A 14,581-nucleotide genomic window follows, 5' to 3' on the forward strand; every position below is an offset into this window, starting at 1 on the left:
CGGCATATCGCCCCCGCATGCCGATCTGTAGAGCCTAGCAGCGCTAGCAAAATCTGCCGGCCATGGGTGCATGGCCGTGGGCCGCGCTGTTAGCTCGCGCGGTTCAGCCAGGCCAGAAAAGCATCGACATTGCCCGTGCTGCTTAGCCTGTAGGGGCCGCTTTCATCTTCCAGCAGCAGGCCTTGGCCGGCGCTCAGTTGCAGCTGCATGCCGCCGGGCAAGGTGCAGCCGAGCAACTCACCCTGCTGACAGTAGATAAACACCGCCTCGGCACCGTCGATCAGCTGCTCGCCTCGCATGCGCCGGTATTCCAGGCGCTGCTGCCAGCGCCCGCGCCGGGTCATCAGGTTGAAGTCGCACACCGCGCCGCCGAGCAGCTCGGCCTGGATCGCCAGCTCGCCGGGGAAGCTCTGTATGGGGTTGTGCCGATCCAGGCGCAGGCTCACCTGTTCGGGCAGCTCAAGGCGCAAGCCCTCGCCGCTGAGCAGGCCCAGGCTGCGGTCGATGCCGGGGAAGAGCGAAAAGGCCCCGGCGTTCTCCACCTTGGCGCTGCTGATGCGCCAGTCGAAGTCGTGCAGCTCGGCCCCGGGCGGGGCAATCGCCAGCTCCAGGGTGACCCCTTGGCCATTTTTCCACGGCAGCTGTTTGGCCGTGCGGCTGTCGATAATCCGCGCGCTCATCCTGTGCTCTCCTGTCGGGTTATTTTTCATATTGTATATACATAAAGTCTTTCGTTCTCTATCCGTCTAAGCAAAAAACTTTTTCCTGCACAGCTCTAGATGCAGCGCTCCGTCACGATGAATTCTGGATAAACCATTAAATAACAATAAGTTAATTGAATTTTCAGGATGCAAAAAGGCGCGCTGTCGATGGTATTGCGCAGCTTATGTCGGGCTTGACGAGGCTGATTTCCACTTCTATTGTATATACAAGTTGTTTGAGGAGCGCTTCATGTCTATGTCCGCCCCGCGCCTGTTATGGCGTGATCTCTGTATTTTCGATGGTTTGGCCGTGCTGCCCGAGCCCATGACGCTGTTGGTCGAGGCGGGCCGAGTGGCGGGTCTGTGGCCGACGCGGGCGTTTCCCGAGGCGCTGGCCCAGGGCGCGGTCGAGGCCGGTCGCGGCGGGGTGATGACTCCGGGTCTGGTGGATTGTCATAGTCATCTGGTCTACGCAGGCAATCGCGCCGGCGAATTCGAGCAGCGCCTGGAAGGGGTCAGCTACGCCGATATCGCCCGCGCCGGCGGCGGCATCCTCAGCACCGTGCGCGCCACCCGCGCGGCCAGCGAGGACGAGTTGCTGGCGCAGAGCCTGCCGCGCTTGCAGGCCCTGCTGGCAGATGGCGTGACCACGCTCGAAATAAAATCCGGTTACGGCCTGACCACCGCCGATGAATTGAAGATGTTGCGCGTGGCGCGCCGCCTCGGCGAGTTGCTGCCGGTGCGGGTGACCACCACCTTGCTGGCGGCCCATGCCCTGCCGCCGGAGTTTGCCGGCGACAGCGACGGCTATATAGCGCTGGTGTGCGACGAGATAATCCCGGCGGCCGCGGCTGCCGGCCTGGCCGATGCGGTGGATGTGTTCTGCGAAAACATCGCCTTCAGCCCGGTGCAGTGCGAACTGGTGTTCCAGGCCGCGCAACGGCACGGTCTGGCGCTCAAGGCGCACGCCGAGCAATTGTCCAATCAGGGCGCCAGCGCCCTGGTCGCCCGTTATCACGGCCTGTCCGCCGACCATATCGAGTTTCTCGACGAGGCCGGAGTGCAGGCCATGGCCGCCGCCGGCACCGTGGCCACCCTGTTGCCCGGCGCCTTCCATTGCCTGCGCGAAACTCAGTTGCCGCCCATCGCGCTGCTGCGCCGTTACGGCGTGCCCATGGCGGTGGCCAGCGACGCCAACCCCGGCACCTCGCCTATCTGCTTTCCGACCCTGTGCCTCAACCTGGCCTGCACCCTGTTCCGTTTGACCCCGCGCGAGGCCCTGGCCGGCATGACCGCCCAGGCCGCCCGCGCCCTCGGTCGCCCGGATCTGGGGCGGATCGAGCTTGGGGCAACCGCCGACCTGTGCCTGTGGGATGTGCAACAGCCAGCCGAGTTGGCCTATGCGATACAGCCGGGGCGCCTGCGCCAGCGGGTGTTCGCAGGCGTTATCCGCTTCAGCAAAGAGGAGACACAGGATGCATGCTGATCGTTATTCGCTGGAGCTCTGGCAGGGCCGCGTCGATCCGGAAATGGACAGCCCGCGCTGGCACCAACGCATCCAACCGCTCGCCGTGGACAGTCAACCCGGCGTCGCCTTGCTCGGCTTCGCCAGCGACGAAGGGGTGTGCCGCAATCACGGCCGGGTCGGTGCGGCCAACGGCCCGCTGGCCATGCGCAAGGCTCTGGCCAATCTGGCCTGGCACCGCCAGGGCCCGGCCTATGACGCCGGCGATGTGCTCTGCGCCGATGGCGACCTGGCAAGCGCCCAAGCCCGCCTGGGGCAGAATGTCTGCGCCCTGCTGGATGCCGGCCACCTGCCCATAGTCCTCGGCGGCGGCCATGAGATGGCCTTCGGCAGCTGGCTGGGTATCGCCGAGCATCTGACCGGCTGCTCATCAAAAATGGCCGCGCCGCGTATCGGCATCATCAACTTCGATGCGCACTTCGACCTGCGCGACCCGGCCCACGCCCATTCCTCCGGCACCCCCTTCGCCCAGATCGCCGAGCAGTGCGCGGCGCGCGGTTGGCCCTTCGTCTATGCCTGCCTGGGCGTCAGCCGCGCCAGCAATACCCGCGCGCTGTTCCAGCGCGCCGCCGAGCTGAACGTGCTGGTGCGCGAAGACCGCGAGATCCGCGAAACCAGTCTGGAACGCCTAGGCGCCGAGCTGCAGGCCTTTATCGCCGGCTGCGATGCGATCTATCTGACCATCGATATCGACGTGCTGCCCGCCTGCGAAGCCCCGGGCGTCAGCGCCCCGGCCGCGCGCGGGGTGCCCTTGGCCCTGCTCGAGCCGCTGCTCGAGACTGTGCGCGACAGCGGCAAGCTGCGCCTGGCCGACCTCGCCGAACTCAATCCCAGCCATGACATCGACAGCCGCACTGCCCGCGTGGCGGCGCGCCTGATCCATCTGCTGACCCTCACTCACTGAGCCCAAACAAGAACTGAGCCCATACAAGAATAGGAGCCTGCCATGAGCACATTCCGCGACATCGAAATCCGCGCCCCGCGTGGCACCAAGCTGACCGCCAAGAGCTGGTTGACCGAAGCGCCGCTGCGCATGCTGATGAACAACCTCGACCCGGACGTGGCCGAGAACCCCAAGGAACTGGTGGTGTACGGCGGCATTGGCCGCGCCGCGCGCAACTGGGAGTGCTACGACAAAATCGTCGAGAGCCTGACCAACCTGAACGACGACGAGACCCTGCTGGTGCAGTCCGGCAAGCCGGTCGGCGTGTTCAAGACCCATAGCAACGCGCCGCGCGTGCTGATCGCCAACTCCAACCTGGTGCCGCACTGGGCCACCTGGGAACACTTCAACGAGCTGGATGCCAAGGGCCTGGCCATGTACGGCCAGATGACCGCCGGCAGCTGGATCTACATCGGCAGCCAGGGCATCGTCCAGGGCACCTACGAGACCTTCGTCGAGGCCGGCCGCCAGCATTACAATGGCAGCCTTAAGGGCCGCTGGGTGTTGACTGCGGGGTTGGGCGGTATGGGCGGCGCGCAGCCGCTGGCCGCCACCCTGGCCGGCGCCTGCTCGCTGAATATCGAATGCCAGCTGTCGCGCATCGACTTCCGCCTGCGCACCCGCTATGTGGATGAGCAGGCTGCCGATCTGGACGACGCCCTGGCGCGCATCGCCAAGTACTGCGCCGAGGGCCGCGCGGTTTCCATCGCCCTGTGCGGCAACGCCGCCGAGATTCTCCCGGAACTGGTGCGCCGTGGCGTGCGCCCGGACCTGGTCACCGACCAGACCAGCGCCCACGACCCGCTCAATGGCTACCTGCCGATCGGCTGGAGCTGGGCGCAGTACCGCGACCGTGCGCAGAGCGAGCCGGCGGCGGTGGTCAAGGCCGCCAAGCAGTCCATGTCGTTGCACGTGCAGGCCATGCTGGACTTCCAGCAGATGGGCGTGCCGACCTTCGACTACGGCAACAATATCCGCCAGATGGCCAAGGAAGAGGGCGTGGCCAACGCCTTCGATTTCCCCGGCTTCGTCCCGGCTTATATCCGCCCGCTGTTCTGCCGCGGCATAGGTCCGTTCCGTTGGGTGGCCCTGTCCGGCGACCCCGAGGACATCTACAAGACCGACGCCAAGGTCAAGCAGCTGATCCCCGACGACGCCCACCTGCACCGCTGGCTGGACATGGCCCGGGAGCGCATCGCCTTCCAGGGCCTGCCCGCGCGTATCTGCTGGGTCGGCCTGGGCCTGCGCGCCAAGCTCGGCCTGGCCTTTAACGAGATGGTGCGCTCGGGTGAGCTGAGCGCGCCTATTGTGATTGGCCGCGACCACCTGGACTCCGGCTCTGTGGCCAGCCCCAACCGCGAGACCGAGGCGATGCTGGACGGCTCCGACGCCGTGTCCGACTGGCCGCTGCTCAACGCCCTGCTCAATACCGCGGGCGGTGCCACCTGGGTTTCCCTGCACCACGGCGGCGGCGTCGGCATGGGCTACTCCCAGCATTCCGGGGTGGTCATAGTCTGCGACGGCACCGACGAGGCGGCCGCGCGCATCGCCCGGGTGCTGACCAACGACCCGGCCACCGGGGTGATGCGCCATGCCGACGCCGGTTACCAGATCGCCATCGATTGCGCCAAGGAGCAGAACCTCAACCTGCCGATGATCACCGGTAAGTAGTGGAAAGAATTCACCGGGCGCCCCAGGGCGCCGGGTGCTCGCGGTAGATGTTCCCTTAAAACAACAAGAGCGACAGCCTGCCTGTCGCACCGGAGAACAGTGCAATGACCCAGGCTAACAAGCCCTTGATCGAAAGGCGTTCGATCGACTATATCCCGGAGGCCGAGCGCCACGGCAGCCTCTACAGCCAGTTCACCCTCTGGCTCGGTGCCAACCTGCAGATCACCGCCATCGTCACCGGGGCCCTGGCCGTGGTGCTGGGCGGCGACGTGTTCTGGTCGCTGATCGGCCTGCTCATCGGCCAGCTGTTCGGCGGCGCGGTGATGGCCCTGCACGCGGCCCAGGGGCCCAAGCTGGGACTGCCGCAGATGATCTCCAGCCGGGTGCAGTTCGGCGTGTATGGCGCGGCCATCCCGATCGTGTTGGTGTGCCTGATGTACCTCGGCTTTACCGCCACCGGCACCGTGCTGTCGGGCCAGGCCATCGCCCAGTTGATTGACGTCAGCGACAGCGCCGGCATCCTGATTTTCGCCGCGGTCATAGTGCTGGCCACGGTGCTAGGCTACCGGGTGATCCACGGCATCGGCCGGATTGCCAGCGTGCTCGGGGTCATCGCCTTCTTCTATCTGTTCAGCCGCCTGATGGTCCTCACCGACATCGGCGCGCTGCTGCAGATCCGTCACTTCAGCTGGGCCTCCTTCCTGCTCGCCGTGTCCCTCGCCGCGTCCTGGCAGATCGCTTATGGCCCTTATGTGGCCGACTACTCGCGCTACCTGCCGAGCAGCACCTCGTCGTGGAAGACCTTCCTCGCCGTCGGCGCCGGTTCGGTGATAGGCGCGCAGACCGCCATGGTCCTCGGTGTGTTCGCCGCCGCCCTGGCCGACGGCCAGTTCGCCGGTCGCGAGGTGGCCTATATAGTCGGCCTGGGCAGCACCGGGGCGATGGCCGCGCTGCTGTACTTCTGCGTAGCCTTCGGCAAGGTGACCATCTCCACCCTCAACTCCTACGGCAGCTTTATGTGCATCGCCACCATCATCAGTGGCTTCCGCGGCCATATCGAGGTGTCGCGCCTGCAGCGCCTGCTGTTCGTGCTGGCTATCGTCGGCGCTTCCACCACTATCGCCCTGCTGGGCCAGCATTCGTTCCTCGGTGCGTTCAAGTCGTTCATCCTGTTCCTGCTGACCTTCTTCACCCCCTGGAGCGCGGTCAACCTGGTGGACTACTACTTCATCACCAAGGAGCGTTACGACGTGCCGGCGCTGTCCGATCCCTACGGCCGCTACGGGCGTTGGAACAGGCCGGGCATAGTCGTCTATGTGATAGGCGTTTTGATCCAGATGCCGTTTATCTCCACCAAGCTGTATACCGGGCCTATGGTGGCGCAGCTGGGCGGCGTCGACATTTCCTGGATCATCGGCCTGGTGGTGCCGAGCGTGCTGTATTACCTGGTGGCGCGCAAAAGCGCACGGCCGGTACCGGCAAAAATGGTCCTGCCCGAGGCCGCCGCCTAGGCTTGAGGCCAGCTATTTAACGGTGCGGTGGCGAGTGCCACCGCACGCTTTAGGAGTGTGACATGAAGGCTTTACACCTGAATCCCGGCCAGTTGACCCTGGCCCAACTGCGCGCCGCCTACCAGGCGCCGGTGCGCCTGACCCTGGACGAGTCGGCCTATCCGGTCATCGACGCCAGTGTCGCCTGTGTCGAAGGCATCCTCGCCGCGGGCCGCACCGCCTACGGTATCAACACCGGTTTCGGCCTGCTGGCCTCGACCCGCATCGCCACCGAGGACCTGGAAAAGCTGCAGCGCTCCCTGGTGCTGTCGCATGCCGCCGGCATCGGCGAGCCGCTGGACGACGCCATGGTGCGCTTGATCCTGCTGCTCAAGGTCAACAGCCTGGCCCGTGGCTTCTCCGGCATCCGCTTGAAGGTGATCGAGGCGCTGATCGCTCTGATCAATGCCGAGGTCTACCCGCATATCCCGCTCAAGGGTTCGGTGGGCGCCTCCGGCGACCTGGCGCCGTTGGCGCATATGTCCCTGGTGCTGCTGGGCGAGAGCCAGGCGCGGCATAAAGGTCAGTGGCTGCCAGCGACCGAGGCACTGGCCATCGCCGGTCTCGAGCCCATGACCCTGGCCGCCAAGGAGGGCCTGGCCCTGCTCAACGGCACTCAGGTGTCCAGCGCCTATGCCCTGCGTGGCCTGTTCGAAGCCGAAGATCTGTTCGCCGCGGCCACTGTCTGCGGCGGCCTGACCGTCGAGGCCGCGCTGGGTTCGCGGGCGCCCTTCGATCCGCGCATCCATGCCGCCCGTGGCCAGCGTGGGCAGATCGACGCGGCCGCCATCTATCGCCATCTGCTCGGCGCCAGTAGCGAGATCGGCCGCTCCCACGCCGCCTGCGACAAGGTGCAGGACCCCTATTCGCTGCGTTGCCAGCCCCAGGTGATGGGCGCCTGCCTGACCCAGCTGCGCCAGGCCGCCGAGGTGTTGGCGGTGGAAGCCAACGCGGTATCGGATAACCCCCTGGTATTCGCCGCCGAAGGTGACGTGATTTCCGGCGGCAACTTCCACGCCGAGCCGGTGGCCATGGCCGCCGACAATATCGCCCTGGCCATAGCCGAAATCGCTGCCCTGAGCGAGCGCCGCACCTCGCTGATGATGGACAAGCATATGTCGCAGTTGCCGCCGTTCCTGGTGGCCAATGGCGGGGTCAACTCCGGCTTTATGATCGCCCAGGTCACCGCCGCGGCTCTGGCCAGCGAGAACAAGGCCCTGGCCCATCCGCACAGTGTCGACAGCCTGCCGACCTCGGCCAACCAGGAGGACCACGTGTCCATGGCCCCGGCCGCCGGCAAACGCCTGTGGGAAATGGCCGCCAACACCCGTGGCGTGCTGGCCATCGAGTGGCTGGGCGCCTGCCAGGGCCTGGATTTCCGCGAGGGGCTGAAAAGCTCGCCGTTGCTGGAACAGGCGCGCCAGTTGTTGCGCGAGAAGGTGCCCTACTATGTGGAGGATCGCTTCTTTTCCCCGGATATAGCCGCGGCCAATGCGCTGCTGGCCGAGCGCGTGCTGTCGCCGCTGCTGCCAGCCGGGCTGCTGCCGTCGCAGGGGTAGGTTGGGCTGAACGCAGCGAAGCCCACCACAGCGATATGCCGTGGTGTTGGGCTTCGCCGCGTTGCGCCTTAACCCAGCCTGCGCGCTGCTGAGTTGAGCTTCGCCGCTGCGCGTCTCAACCCAACCTACACCTCGTGTGGACGCGCTATTATCCGCGCCCCGGGCGTAATCCCAAGGAGCCGCAGTGACCAGCACAATCCCGCGCTACAAGGCGATCGAAGACTTTCTGCTGGAGCGCATCCACAGCGGGGTCTACCCGGTCAATCATCAGATCCCCGCCGAGGAGCAGTTGGCGCGGGATTTCGCCGTCAGCCGGATGACCGCCAACAAGGCCATTCGCGATCTGGTGCAGAAAGGCTATCTGACTCGCCAGGCCGGTCTGGGCACCTTCGTCACCGACCGCAAGGCCGAATCCTCCCTGCATGAAGTGCTGAATATCGCCAGCGAAGTGCGCGCCCGCGGCCATGAGTACAGCAATGACATCATCCGTTGCGAGGCCTTGGCGGCGGATGACGAGGTGGCCCTGCGCCTGGGCTTGCGCCTGGGCGGCGAGGTGTTCCACAGCATCCTGGTGCACCGCGAGAACGGCGTGCCGATCCAGCTGGAAGACCGTTTCGTCAATCCGCGCTGGGTGCCGCACTACCTGCACAGCGATTTTTCCAAGCAGACGCCCAACGAGGTGCTGGTGGCCAGCTGCCCGATTTCCGATGTGGAGCATGTGGTGGAGGCGGTGCTGGTGGATACGCAGGTGGCCGGCTGGCTGGAGATCGACCGTACGGCGCCTTGCCTGAGCGTGATCCGCCGCACCTGGTCGGACGAGCACCTGGTCAGCTACGCCCGGCTGATTCACCCGGGCGACCGCTACAAGCTGCGGTCGACCCTTAACCGCCGCCGCTAAGAACCTGTCTCGGATCTGCTGCGCGTCGGCGATACTGCGTTAAAAACAGCCTCGGAATGCTCATTTACAACCCGTAAACTCCGCTTCCTCGGCTGTTTTTGCCTTGTCTCGCTCTAGCTCGCGAGATCAGAAACAGGTTCTAAGGGCTAGTTGGCGATCAGCCGATCGACCAGGCTGGGGTCGTCGATAAAGCGATTGCGCGTGCCCTGCAGCTGCTCGATCTTGTCGTTGCGGGCTTTTTCTTCGGCATCCGGTGGGTCCATCTGGTGCCACTTCTTGTACATCTGCACCTGGCCGACTATGGGCAGGTCGTATTCGCTGTGCATATAGAAGATCGCCCGGGCGATATTGCCTTTGGCCTCATCACGCGGCTCCACCAGTTGGAAGCTGGTTTTCAGGTCGCAGCCGATGTCGGCGAACTTGCTGGCGACGCTGTCGTCCAGTTCGCCGAACTGCGCATTGCGCCGCGCCAACTCGACCCGGCTCAGGGCCGGGTAGAGGTTGTGCAGGTCGGAGGCCATATAGTTGAAGTCCGGCGTCATGATGTTGCACTGACGGTCGGTGACGCAGCGCAAGGCGCTTTTCAGCTGCTTGTTGCTGTAGATGGGGCTGAGGCTGAACTGGCTGCTTGCACCGCTGAAGGCCTTGCCGCAATACAGCGAGGTGCCGCCTTGGCCGTAGAGCTGGCTCCAGAAGATCTGGGCCGCGGCCTTGGGGTCGGTGATCTGTGTTTGGCCGCCGGCCAGGGTAGACAGGCTGAAGGCGGTTGCCAGGCAACCGAGGGCAAGAACTACTGCGCGCATACTGTGGCCCCAGTGACCCCGTGTTCGGGGTCTGTTGTTTTTGTAAGACAAATCGAGTCTAACAAGACCTGCGTCACAAAATAAAGCCGAGCATTTGCTTGGTTGGCCATTTATGTAAGCCGAGGCTTACAGGACGTGCTGCCGATCGGCCCTGTCGCCTCGGCTCGAGTGTGGTTAATCTTCTGCCATGGACGTCGCGCAGGAAGCGCTCACTACTCAACAGGGATACGCTGGACAGCTGCCAGGATGGCAAGCAGATCAAGGATGTCAGGACTTCAGTCTGCAAAAACCCCGCAATCGCGGGGTTTTCTTTTTTATGGCTTGCCATCCATGGCAGCCACCCTTCGGGCCGTCGCTGCGCGACGTTAAAAATTGCTCCAGGCAATTTTTTGGCGCTCGCCGAACTCTCTCAACTCTTATCGACCCTGACGTATTAGCGCGTAATCACGCTGAATACGGCACTGGCGCGGGCAATGCGCGTTGCGCCAACGAGAAAATAGCAATTAGCAAATGCCAGGCTTCTGCCGACTTTCTGCACATCGGTTTCGATTTCTATCCAGTCGCCTAGTTTGGCGGCGCCGGCGTAATCGATGGTCAGGCTGGCGGTGACCATTGGCGTGGGCTGCTCTCCGGCGAAGGCCGCGTTATAGCCCAGGGCAATGTCGGCCAGGCTGCTGAGTACGCCACCATGCACGAGGCCCCGGGCATTGCAGTGCTTCTCTTCGGCTCGCAGGCCAATGACCAATCCAGTGGATGATTTTCTGTTGTAGATAGGTCCCAGTAGGTCCAGAAACGAACTGCTTCTGAAAATGGGCTCGAAACCTTCCGGGATACTGTTCATCAACGGATTCTCCATGGTGCCTAATAGGTGTGAGCGAAAGCGGGTGCGCCATGCGCCCGTGGGCGCCCCGAGGCTGTCGCTTGTTCAAGCCACCTGGCGCTGGGCCTGCAGTTGCGCGAACCAGTCCAGGGTCTCATCCCAGAGCTGCTGCGCCGCCGGGCGGAAATAGCCCATATGGCCGATGGCGCCCAGGCCGCTGGCTAGCGAGTCGATATCCAGGGCCTGGTAGGGCGCCGCGCTGTAGGCGGCCATAAAGGCGTCGCGCGATGACGGCGGGGCCCACAGGTCGTCCAGGGCATTGGCGGCGATGATCGGTGTGCGCACCTGGGCGAAGCGTTCGCTCAGGCCGGGCATCTGCGGGTCTTCGAAGAAGTAGCGCGGGTAGTTGCACCAGCGCTTCCACTGCTTGTACACGCCCAGGGGCAGATCCTCGCCCATGCCCAACTTGCTCCAGGCCAGGTAGCCCTTGACGCGGGTCAGCAGCGGGCCGATCAGCCGCCACATGGTCAGCACGCGCAGCTGCTCGGTCTTGGGCATCCAGCCGTGCCAGCCGGCACCGGTGCCGAAGGTGTAGAAGCCCTGCACCTGCTCATGGTTGGGCAGCAGGCCGAAGGCATGACCGCCGAAGGAGTGGCCGACCATATAGAGCGGGCGCTGCGGATGACGGTGTTGGTCGACGGCGGCGGCCAGGTCCAGGTGCGCCCAGTCCAGGTAGTCCATCTCGAAGCCGCGCAGGCTGGCCGGTTTCGATTGGCCGACGCCGCGGTAGTCCAGGGTCAGGGTGCTGTAGCCGCGCCGCGCCGCGTACTCGGCAAAGCGTCGATAGAAGCCCTGGGGCACGCCGGTGGCCCCGGCGATCAGCAACTGCGCGACGGGCTCGGGGGCGTGGTAGAGGGTGGCGACCAGCGGGTAGCCGTCGCGGGCCGGCAGCTGCACGGTTTCGCTAAGGATGGCGGGAATCTCGGTGTTCATGCGCGGGCTCCTCCCGGACGTTGCTGCCGGGTCAGGTTGAACAGGGCGGTAGCGGCGCGCTTGAGCGGCTCGCTGCTGCCGGCGACGCGGGCCTGCAGCAGGCCGCCTTCGTACAGGGCGACGAACAGGGCGGCGAGGTTGTCGGCCTGCTCCGCGCCGTAGCCGTATTGGTGCAGCTGTTGGCTGAGGGCCTGGCGCACGGTGGCGAAGCTGCGCTGCAGGGCGGCGCGGATGGCCACATCCTCGGGGCCGCTTTCCAGGGCGATGGTGGCCAGCGGGCAACCCCGTTCGAAGCTGCTGTTCTCCAGTTGCTGCAGGGCGCCCTGCAACCAGTGGTGCAGCGCCTGCAGCGGGTCGGCCTGGTGGGCGAACAGCTGGGCAAACAAGCCGTCGATGCGCTGGCTGATATGTTCGATGGCCGCCACCGCCAACTCGCTCTTGCCGCCGGGAAAGTGGTGGTAAAGGCTGCCTTTGGGCGCGCCGGCGATATCCAGCAGCTCGGTCAGACCGACACCGTGCAAGCCCTTGCGTTGCAGGGCGTCGGCCATGGCGGCGATCAGTTTGTCGCGAGTCGAGATCTTTTTCATGGAAAAATATATAGACCGGTCGGTCTGTTTTGCCAAGCCGTTTTTAGAAAATTGGCCGCGGCATAGGGCGCCGTGATGGCGCGGCATAAGCCGATTGGCGGTGGTTCGGCTGATTTTCCGTGGCCTAGCGGGCGGCCGCAGCGGCTTGACCGGTCGGATCAATGGGTAGATTGTGTTTTACGCCGGCTCGCGGCGCTGTCATCTGCTTGTCAGCAGTTAGTCGCAGGCTGTCTTAGGGCCCTGCCTGGGGCTTGAGTGAGAGCCGCGCTGACAACAAGCACGCTTGGGACGCCATGTCCCGCCTTATTGCACTGCCTCCTGACCATGGGTTACGTCACGCCAGTCGTTTGCCTGGCAAGGAGATCGTCATGCACTTAGCGCCTGTTATGCACATCGAACTGTACGACCCGCACCTGCAACTGGAGGCGGAAGAGCCGGCGGCATGCGCCGATGCGGACCCGCCTGGGTTCGCTCAAGCCGGCATCCACGTAGAAATTATCGGCACTATCGCCGCCATCGATCGCCTGGCGGCGCAGTGGCAGCGACCGCCTCAGCGACCCCGACCCCAGGCCAGACTCTAAAACCACCGCGCCCGCCTGCTAGCCCTGGGCAAAGGCCGCCAGCAGGTCTTGGATAAAGGCGCGCTGCGCATCACCGGGGTGCTGGCCGCGGTGGCTGGCCAGGTGGAATTGCACCTCGAAACCCAGGCTGCCCGCCTGTAGGGGACGCAGGCGGCCGTTGGCCAGCCAGGGCGCGGCTATATGCTCGGGCAGGTAGCCGATATGTTGGCCGGACAGGATAAAGGCCAGCACGCCGTCGACCTGCTCGGTCAGGGCCGAGCTGGGGGCGCTCTGGAATGGCTCACTGACCTGGATAAAACGGTAGGGGTGATGCACCCGGTCGGCCTGCTGCAGGTCCGCCAGGCTCACCTCTGCCTGGGCGAACAAGGGGTGACCCTGGGCGCAATACAGCACCTGGCGTTCGCTAAACAGAGGCTGATAGTCCAGGGCGCTCTGGTTGCCGGAGAAATAGCCGATGGCCAGTTGCAGCTGATCTTGCAGCAGGCGGCGTTCCAGCTCGGCGGGCATGGCGGTGAGCAGTTCGATCTGCACCGCCTGGTTGCGCCCGCGAAAGCGCCGGACGGCCTCGGCCACGCACTCCAGCACGCTGGCCGCCAGGCCTTCGGAGAGGCCGATATGCAGCTCGCCGAGCAGCTTGTCGGCCATGCCCTGGGCTTCGCCCTTGAAGGTTTCGATGGCGGCGAACAGCTTGCGGGTGGCGGCCAGCACCTGTTCGCCCTTGGGCGTCAGGCGGAAGCCGGCCTTGCCGCGCTCGCACAGGCGAAAGCCCAGGCGCGTTTCCAGCTTGGCCATCTGCGTGCTGATGGTCGACTGGCCGACCCCGAGTTCGCCCTGGGCGGCGCTGAAGCCGCCGCACTCCACTACCGTAATAAAGAGGCGCAGCAACTGCAGATCGAGGTCGCGCAACTGGCTGAGCATGGCCGCTCCATACATTGATAGATAGCAATGCCAGAGTAGATCACTTCGTATTTATCGGAAGCAAATGCCGGCGCAGGATTAACCCACTACAACAAAAGTTGCCGATGAGGAGCACCGTCATGCGCAAGGCCCTTCTACCCCTGATGTTCTGCTGTGCATTGCCCGTGCAGGCGCAAGAACAGGCCCTGAATCTCTACAGCTGGTCGTCCTATATCCCGCCGCAGGCGTTGCAGCGCTTCAAGGATGAGACCGGCATTCAGGTCAAGTACGACATCTTCGACAGTGCCGAGGCCCTGGACAGCAAGCTGATGACCGGCGGCAGCGGCTATGACGTGGTCTTCCCTGCCTCCAGCGGCCTGGCGCGGGCGATCAAGGCCAAGGCGGTGCAGCCGGTGGACCGTAGCCAGCTCAAGCACTACGTCAACCTCGAGCCAGAACTGCTGGAGAAACTGGCCAGTGCCGACGCCGGCAACCAGTACGGCGTGCCCTACACTTGGGGCACGGTCGGCCTGGGCTACAACAAGCAGGCAGTCGAGCAGCGCCTGCCGGGCGTGCCGACCAACAGCCTGGATCTGCTGTTCAAGCCGGAATACGCCAGCAAGCTCAAGGACTGCGGGATAGCCGTGATCGACTCGCCCCAGGAGGTCATCAGCATTGCCCTCAACTACCTGGGCAAGGACCCCTACAGCAGCGCCAGCGCCGATCTCAAAGCGGTGCAGCAACTGCTCGCCGAGCTGCAACCGAACCTGCGCTATGTCGGCAGCGGCCGGCATATCGACGACCTGGCCAAGGGCGAAATCTGCCTGGCGCTGACCTACAACGGCGACGCCTATATGGCCGCGGACAATGCCCGCCAGGCCAAGCAACCCTTCGAGGTGCTCTACCGCATTCCCACGGAAGGCTCGCTGATGTGGTTCGACACCATGGCCATCCCGGCGGATGCGCCGCATCCCAAGGCCGCCCATGCCTTTATCGACTTTATGCTGCGCCCGGAATCCATCGCCGAGCTGACCAACAGCGTGTTCTTCGCCA

14 protein-coding genes are annotated in these 14,581 nt (G+C 64.6%); 8 read left to right on the forward strand and 6 right to left on the reverse strand.

The window, feature by feature from the left end; all coding sequences use genetic code 11:
* Positions 1-89: 89 nt before the first annotated feature.
* The gene (locus Q8Q83_RS10610) at positions 90-680 is read right to left on the reverse strand and encodes a HutD family protein (RefSeq protein ID WP_305623522.1); all 591 of its coding nucleotides are present in this window, start codon (positions 678-680) and stop codon (positions 90-92) included.
* A gap of 271 nt (positions 681-951) precedes the next feature.
* Here Q8Q83_RS10610 and hutI point away from each other — a divergent pair, with 271 nt between their 5' ends.
* The 6 genes from hutI to hutC all read left to right on the forward strand — a co-directional run bounded on the left by hutI (position 952) and on the right by hutC (position 8,847).
* The gene (gene hutI / locus Q8Q83_RS10615; protein WP_305623524.1) at positions 952-2,187 is read left to right on the forward strand and encodes an imidazolonepropionase; all 1,236 of its coding nucleotides are present in this window, start codon (positions 952-954) and stop codon (positions 2,185-2,187) included.
* Complete coding sequence (hutG, locus tag Q8Q83_RS10620; protein ID WP_305623526.1) at positions 2,177-3,130, forward strand: formimidoylglutamase; 954 nt, start codon at positions 2,177-2,179, stop codon at positions 3,128-3,130. Before hutI ends, hutG begins: the two co-directional genes overlap by 11 nt.
* A 42-nt stretch (positions 3,131-3,172) precedes the next feature.
* The gene (gene hutU / locus Q8Q83_RS10625) at positions 3,173-4,840 is read left to right on the forward strand and encodes a urocanate hydratase (RefSeq protein ID WP_305623528.1); all 1,668 of its coding nucleotides are present in this window, start codon (positions 3,173-3,175) and stop codon (positions 4,838-4,840) included.
* Positions 4,841-4,944: 104 nt separating this feature from the next.
* Positions 4,945-6,351: a cytosine permease gene (locus Q8Q83_RS10630; RefSeq protein WP_305623530.1), complete on the forward strand. Its 1,407-nt coding sequence runs from the start codon at positions 4,945-4,947 to the stop codon at positions 6,349-6,351.
* Between the two features lie 62 nt (positions 6,352-6,413).
* Complete coding sequence (gene hutH, locus Q8Q83_RS10635) at positions 6,414-7,949, forward strand: histidine ammonia-lyase (protein WP_305623532.1); 1,536 nt, start codon at positions 6,414-6,416, stop codon at positions 7,947-7,949.
* 184 nt (positions 7,950-8,133) lie between these two features.
* Positions 8,134-8,847, forward strand: coding sequence for a histidine utilization repressor (gene hutC, locus Q8Q83_RS10640; protein ID WP_305623533.1), 714 nt, complete (start codon positions 8,134-8,136; stop codon positions 8,845-8,847).
* 146 nt (positions 8,848-8,993) lie between these two features.
* Here hutC and Q8Q83_RS10645 read toward each other — a convergent pair whose 3' ends face one another.
* The 4 genes from Q8Q83_RS10645 to Q8Q83_RS10660 form a co-directional block, all read right to left on the reverse strand.
* Positions 8,994-9,650, reverse strand: coding sequence for an endonuclease I family protein (locus tag Q8Q83_RS10645; protein ID WP_305623535.1), 657 nt, complete (start codon positions 9,648-9,650; stop codon positions 8,994-8,996).
* A 433-nt stretch (positions 9,651-10,083) separates the two neighbouring features.
* Positions 10,084-10,491 carry a PaaI family thioesterase gene (locus tag Q8Q83_RS10650; protein WP_305623537.1) on the reverse strand — a complete coding sequence of 136 codons (408 nt, stop codon included), beginning with the start codon at positions 10,489-10,491 and terminating at the stop codon, positions 10,084-10,086.
* 84 nt (positions 10,492-10,575) lie between these two features.
* Positions 10,576-11,463, reverse strand: a complete 888-nt coding sequence (locus Q8Q83_RS10655; RefSeq protein ID WP_305623539.1) for an alpha/beta fold hydrolase — start codon at positions 11,461-11,463, stop codon at positions 10,576-10,578.
* Positions 11,460-12,050: a TetR/AcrR family transcriptional regulator gene (locus Q8Q83_RS10660; protein ID WP_305623541.1), complete on the reverse strand. Its 591-nt coding sequence runs from the start codon at positions 12,048-12,050 to the stop codon at positions 11,460-11,462. Before Q8Q83_RS10660 ends, Q8Q83_RS10655 begins: the two co-directional genes overlap by 4 nt.
* A gap of 368 nt (positions 12,051-12,418) precedes the next feature.
* Between Q8Q83_RS10660 and Q8Q83_RS10665 the strand changes: the two genes are divergently transcribed.
* A complete protein-coding gene (locus tag Q8Q83_RS10665) occupies positions 12,419-12,631 on the forward strand; it encodes a hypothetical protein (protein ID WP_305623543.1) in 213 nt (70 codons plus the stop codon).
* An 18-nt stretch (positions 12,632-12,649) separates the two neighbouring features.
* Here Q8Q83_RS10665 and Q8Q83_RS10670 read toward each other — a convergent pair whose 3' ends face one another.
* Entirely contained in the window at positions 12,650-13,549 is a 900-nt protein-coding gene (locus Q8Q83_RS10670; RefSeq protein WP_305623545.1) for a LysR family transcriptional regulator, read from the reverse strand.
* Positions 13,550-13,668: 119 nt separating this feature from the next.
* Here Q8Q83_RS10670 and Q8Q83_RS10675 point away from each other — a divergent pair.
* On the forward strand, positions 13,669-14,581 hold a 913-nt coding region (locus Q8Q83_RS10675), incomplete at its 3' end, for an extracellular solute-binding protein (RefSeq protein WP_305623547.1).

The organism is Pseudomonas sp., assembly GCF_030696055.1.
Lineage (GTDB): Bacteria > Pseudomonadota > Gammaproteobacteria > Pseudomonadales > Pseudomonadaceae > Aquipseudomonas.

What these genes read in the sequence shown, in the direction of transcription:
- hutH (WP_305623532.1), top strand. Translation starts at nt 6,414, where the DNA reads ATGAAGGCTTTACACCTGAATCCCGGCCAGTTGACCCTGGCCCAACTG.
- Q8Q83_RS10655 (WP_305623539.1), bottom strand. Translation starts at nt 11,463, where the DNA reads ATGAACACCGAGATTCCCGCCATCCTTAGCGAAACCGTGCAGCTGCCG.
- Q8Q83_RS10650 (WP_305623537.1), bottom strand. Translation starts at nt 10,491, where the DNA reads ATGAACAGTATCCCGGAAGGTTTCGAGCCCATTTTCAGAAGCAGTTCG.
- hutI (WP_305623524.1), top strand. Translation starts at nt 952, where the DNA reads ATGTCTATGTCCGCCCCGCGCCTGTTATGGCGTGATCTCTGTATTTTC.
- hutU (WP_305623528.1), top strand. Translation starts at nt 3,173, where the DNA reads ATGAGCACATTCCGCGACATCGAAATCCGCGCCCCGCGTGGCACCAAG.
- Q8Q83_RS10665 (WP_305623543.1), top strand. Translation starts at nt 12,419, where the DNA reads ATGCACTTAGCGCCTGTTATGCACATCGAACTGTACGACCCGCACCTG.
- Q8Q83_RS10660 (WP_305623541.1), bottom strand. Translation starts at nt 12,050, where the DNA reads ATGAAAAAGATCTCGACTCGCGACAAACTGATCGCCGCCATGGCCGAC.
- Q8Q83_RS10645 (WP_305623535.1), bottom strand. Translation starts at nt 9,650, where the DNA reads ATGCGCGCAGTAGTTCTTGCCCTCGGTTGCCTGGCAACCGCCTTCAGC.
- Q8Q83_RS10670 (WP_305623545.1), bottom strand. Translation starts at nt 13,549, where the DNA reads ATGCTCAGCCAGTTGCGCGACCTCGATCTGCAGTTGCTGCGCCTCTTT.
- Q8Q83_RS10630 (WP_305623530.1), top strand. Translation starts at nt 4,945, where the DNA reads ATGACCCAGGCTAACAAGCCCTTGATCGAAAGGCGTTCGATCGACTAT.
- Q8Q83_RS10610 (WP_305623522.1), bottom strand. Translation starts at nt 680, where the DNA reads ATGAGCGCGCGGATTATCGACAGCCGCACGGCCAAACAGCTGCCGTGG.
- hutG (WP_305623526.1), top strand. Translation starts at nt 2,177, where the DNA reads ATGCATGCTGATCGTTATTCGCTGGAGCTCTGGCAGGGCCGCGTCGAT.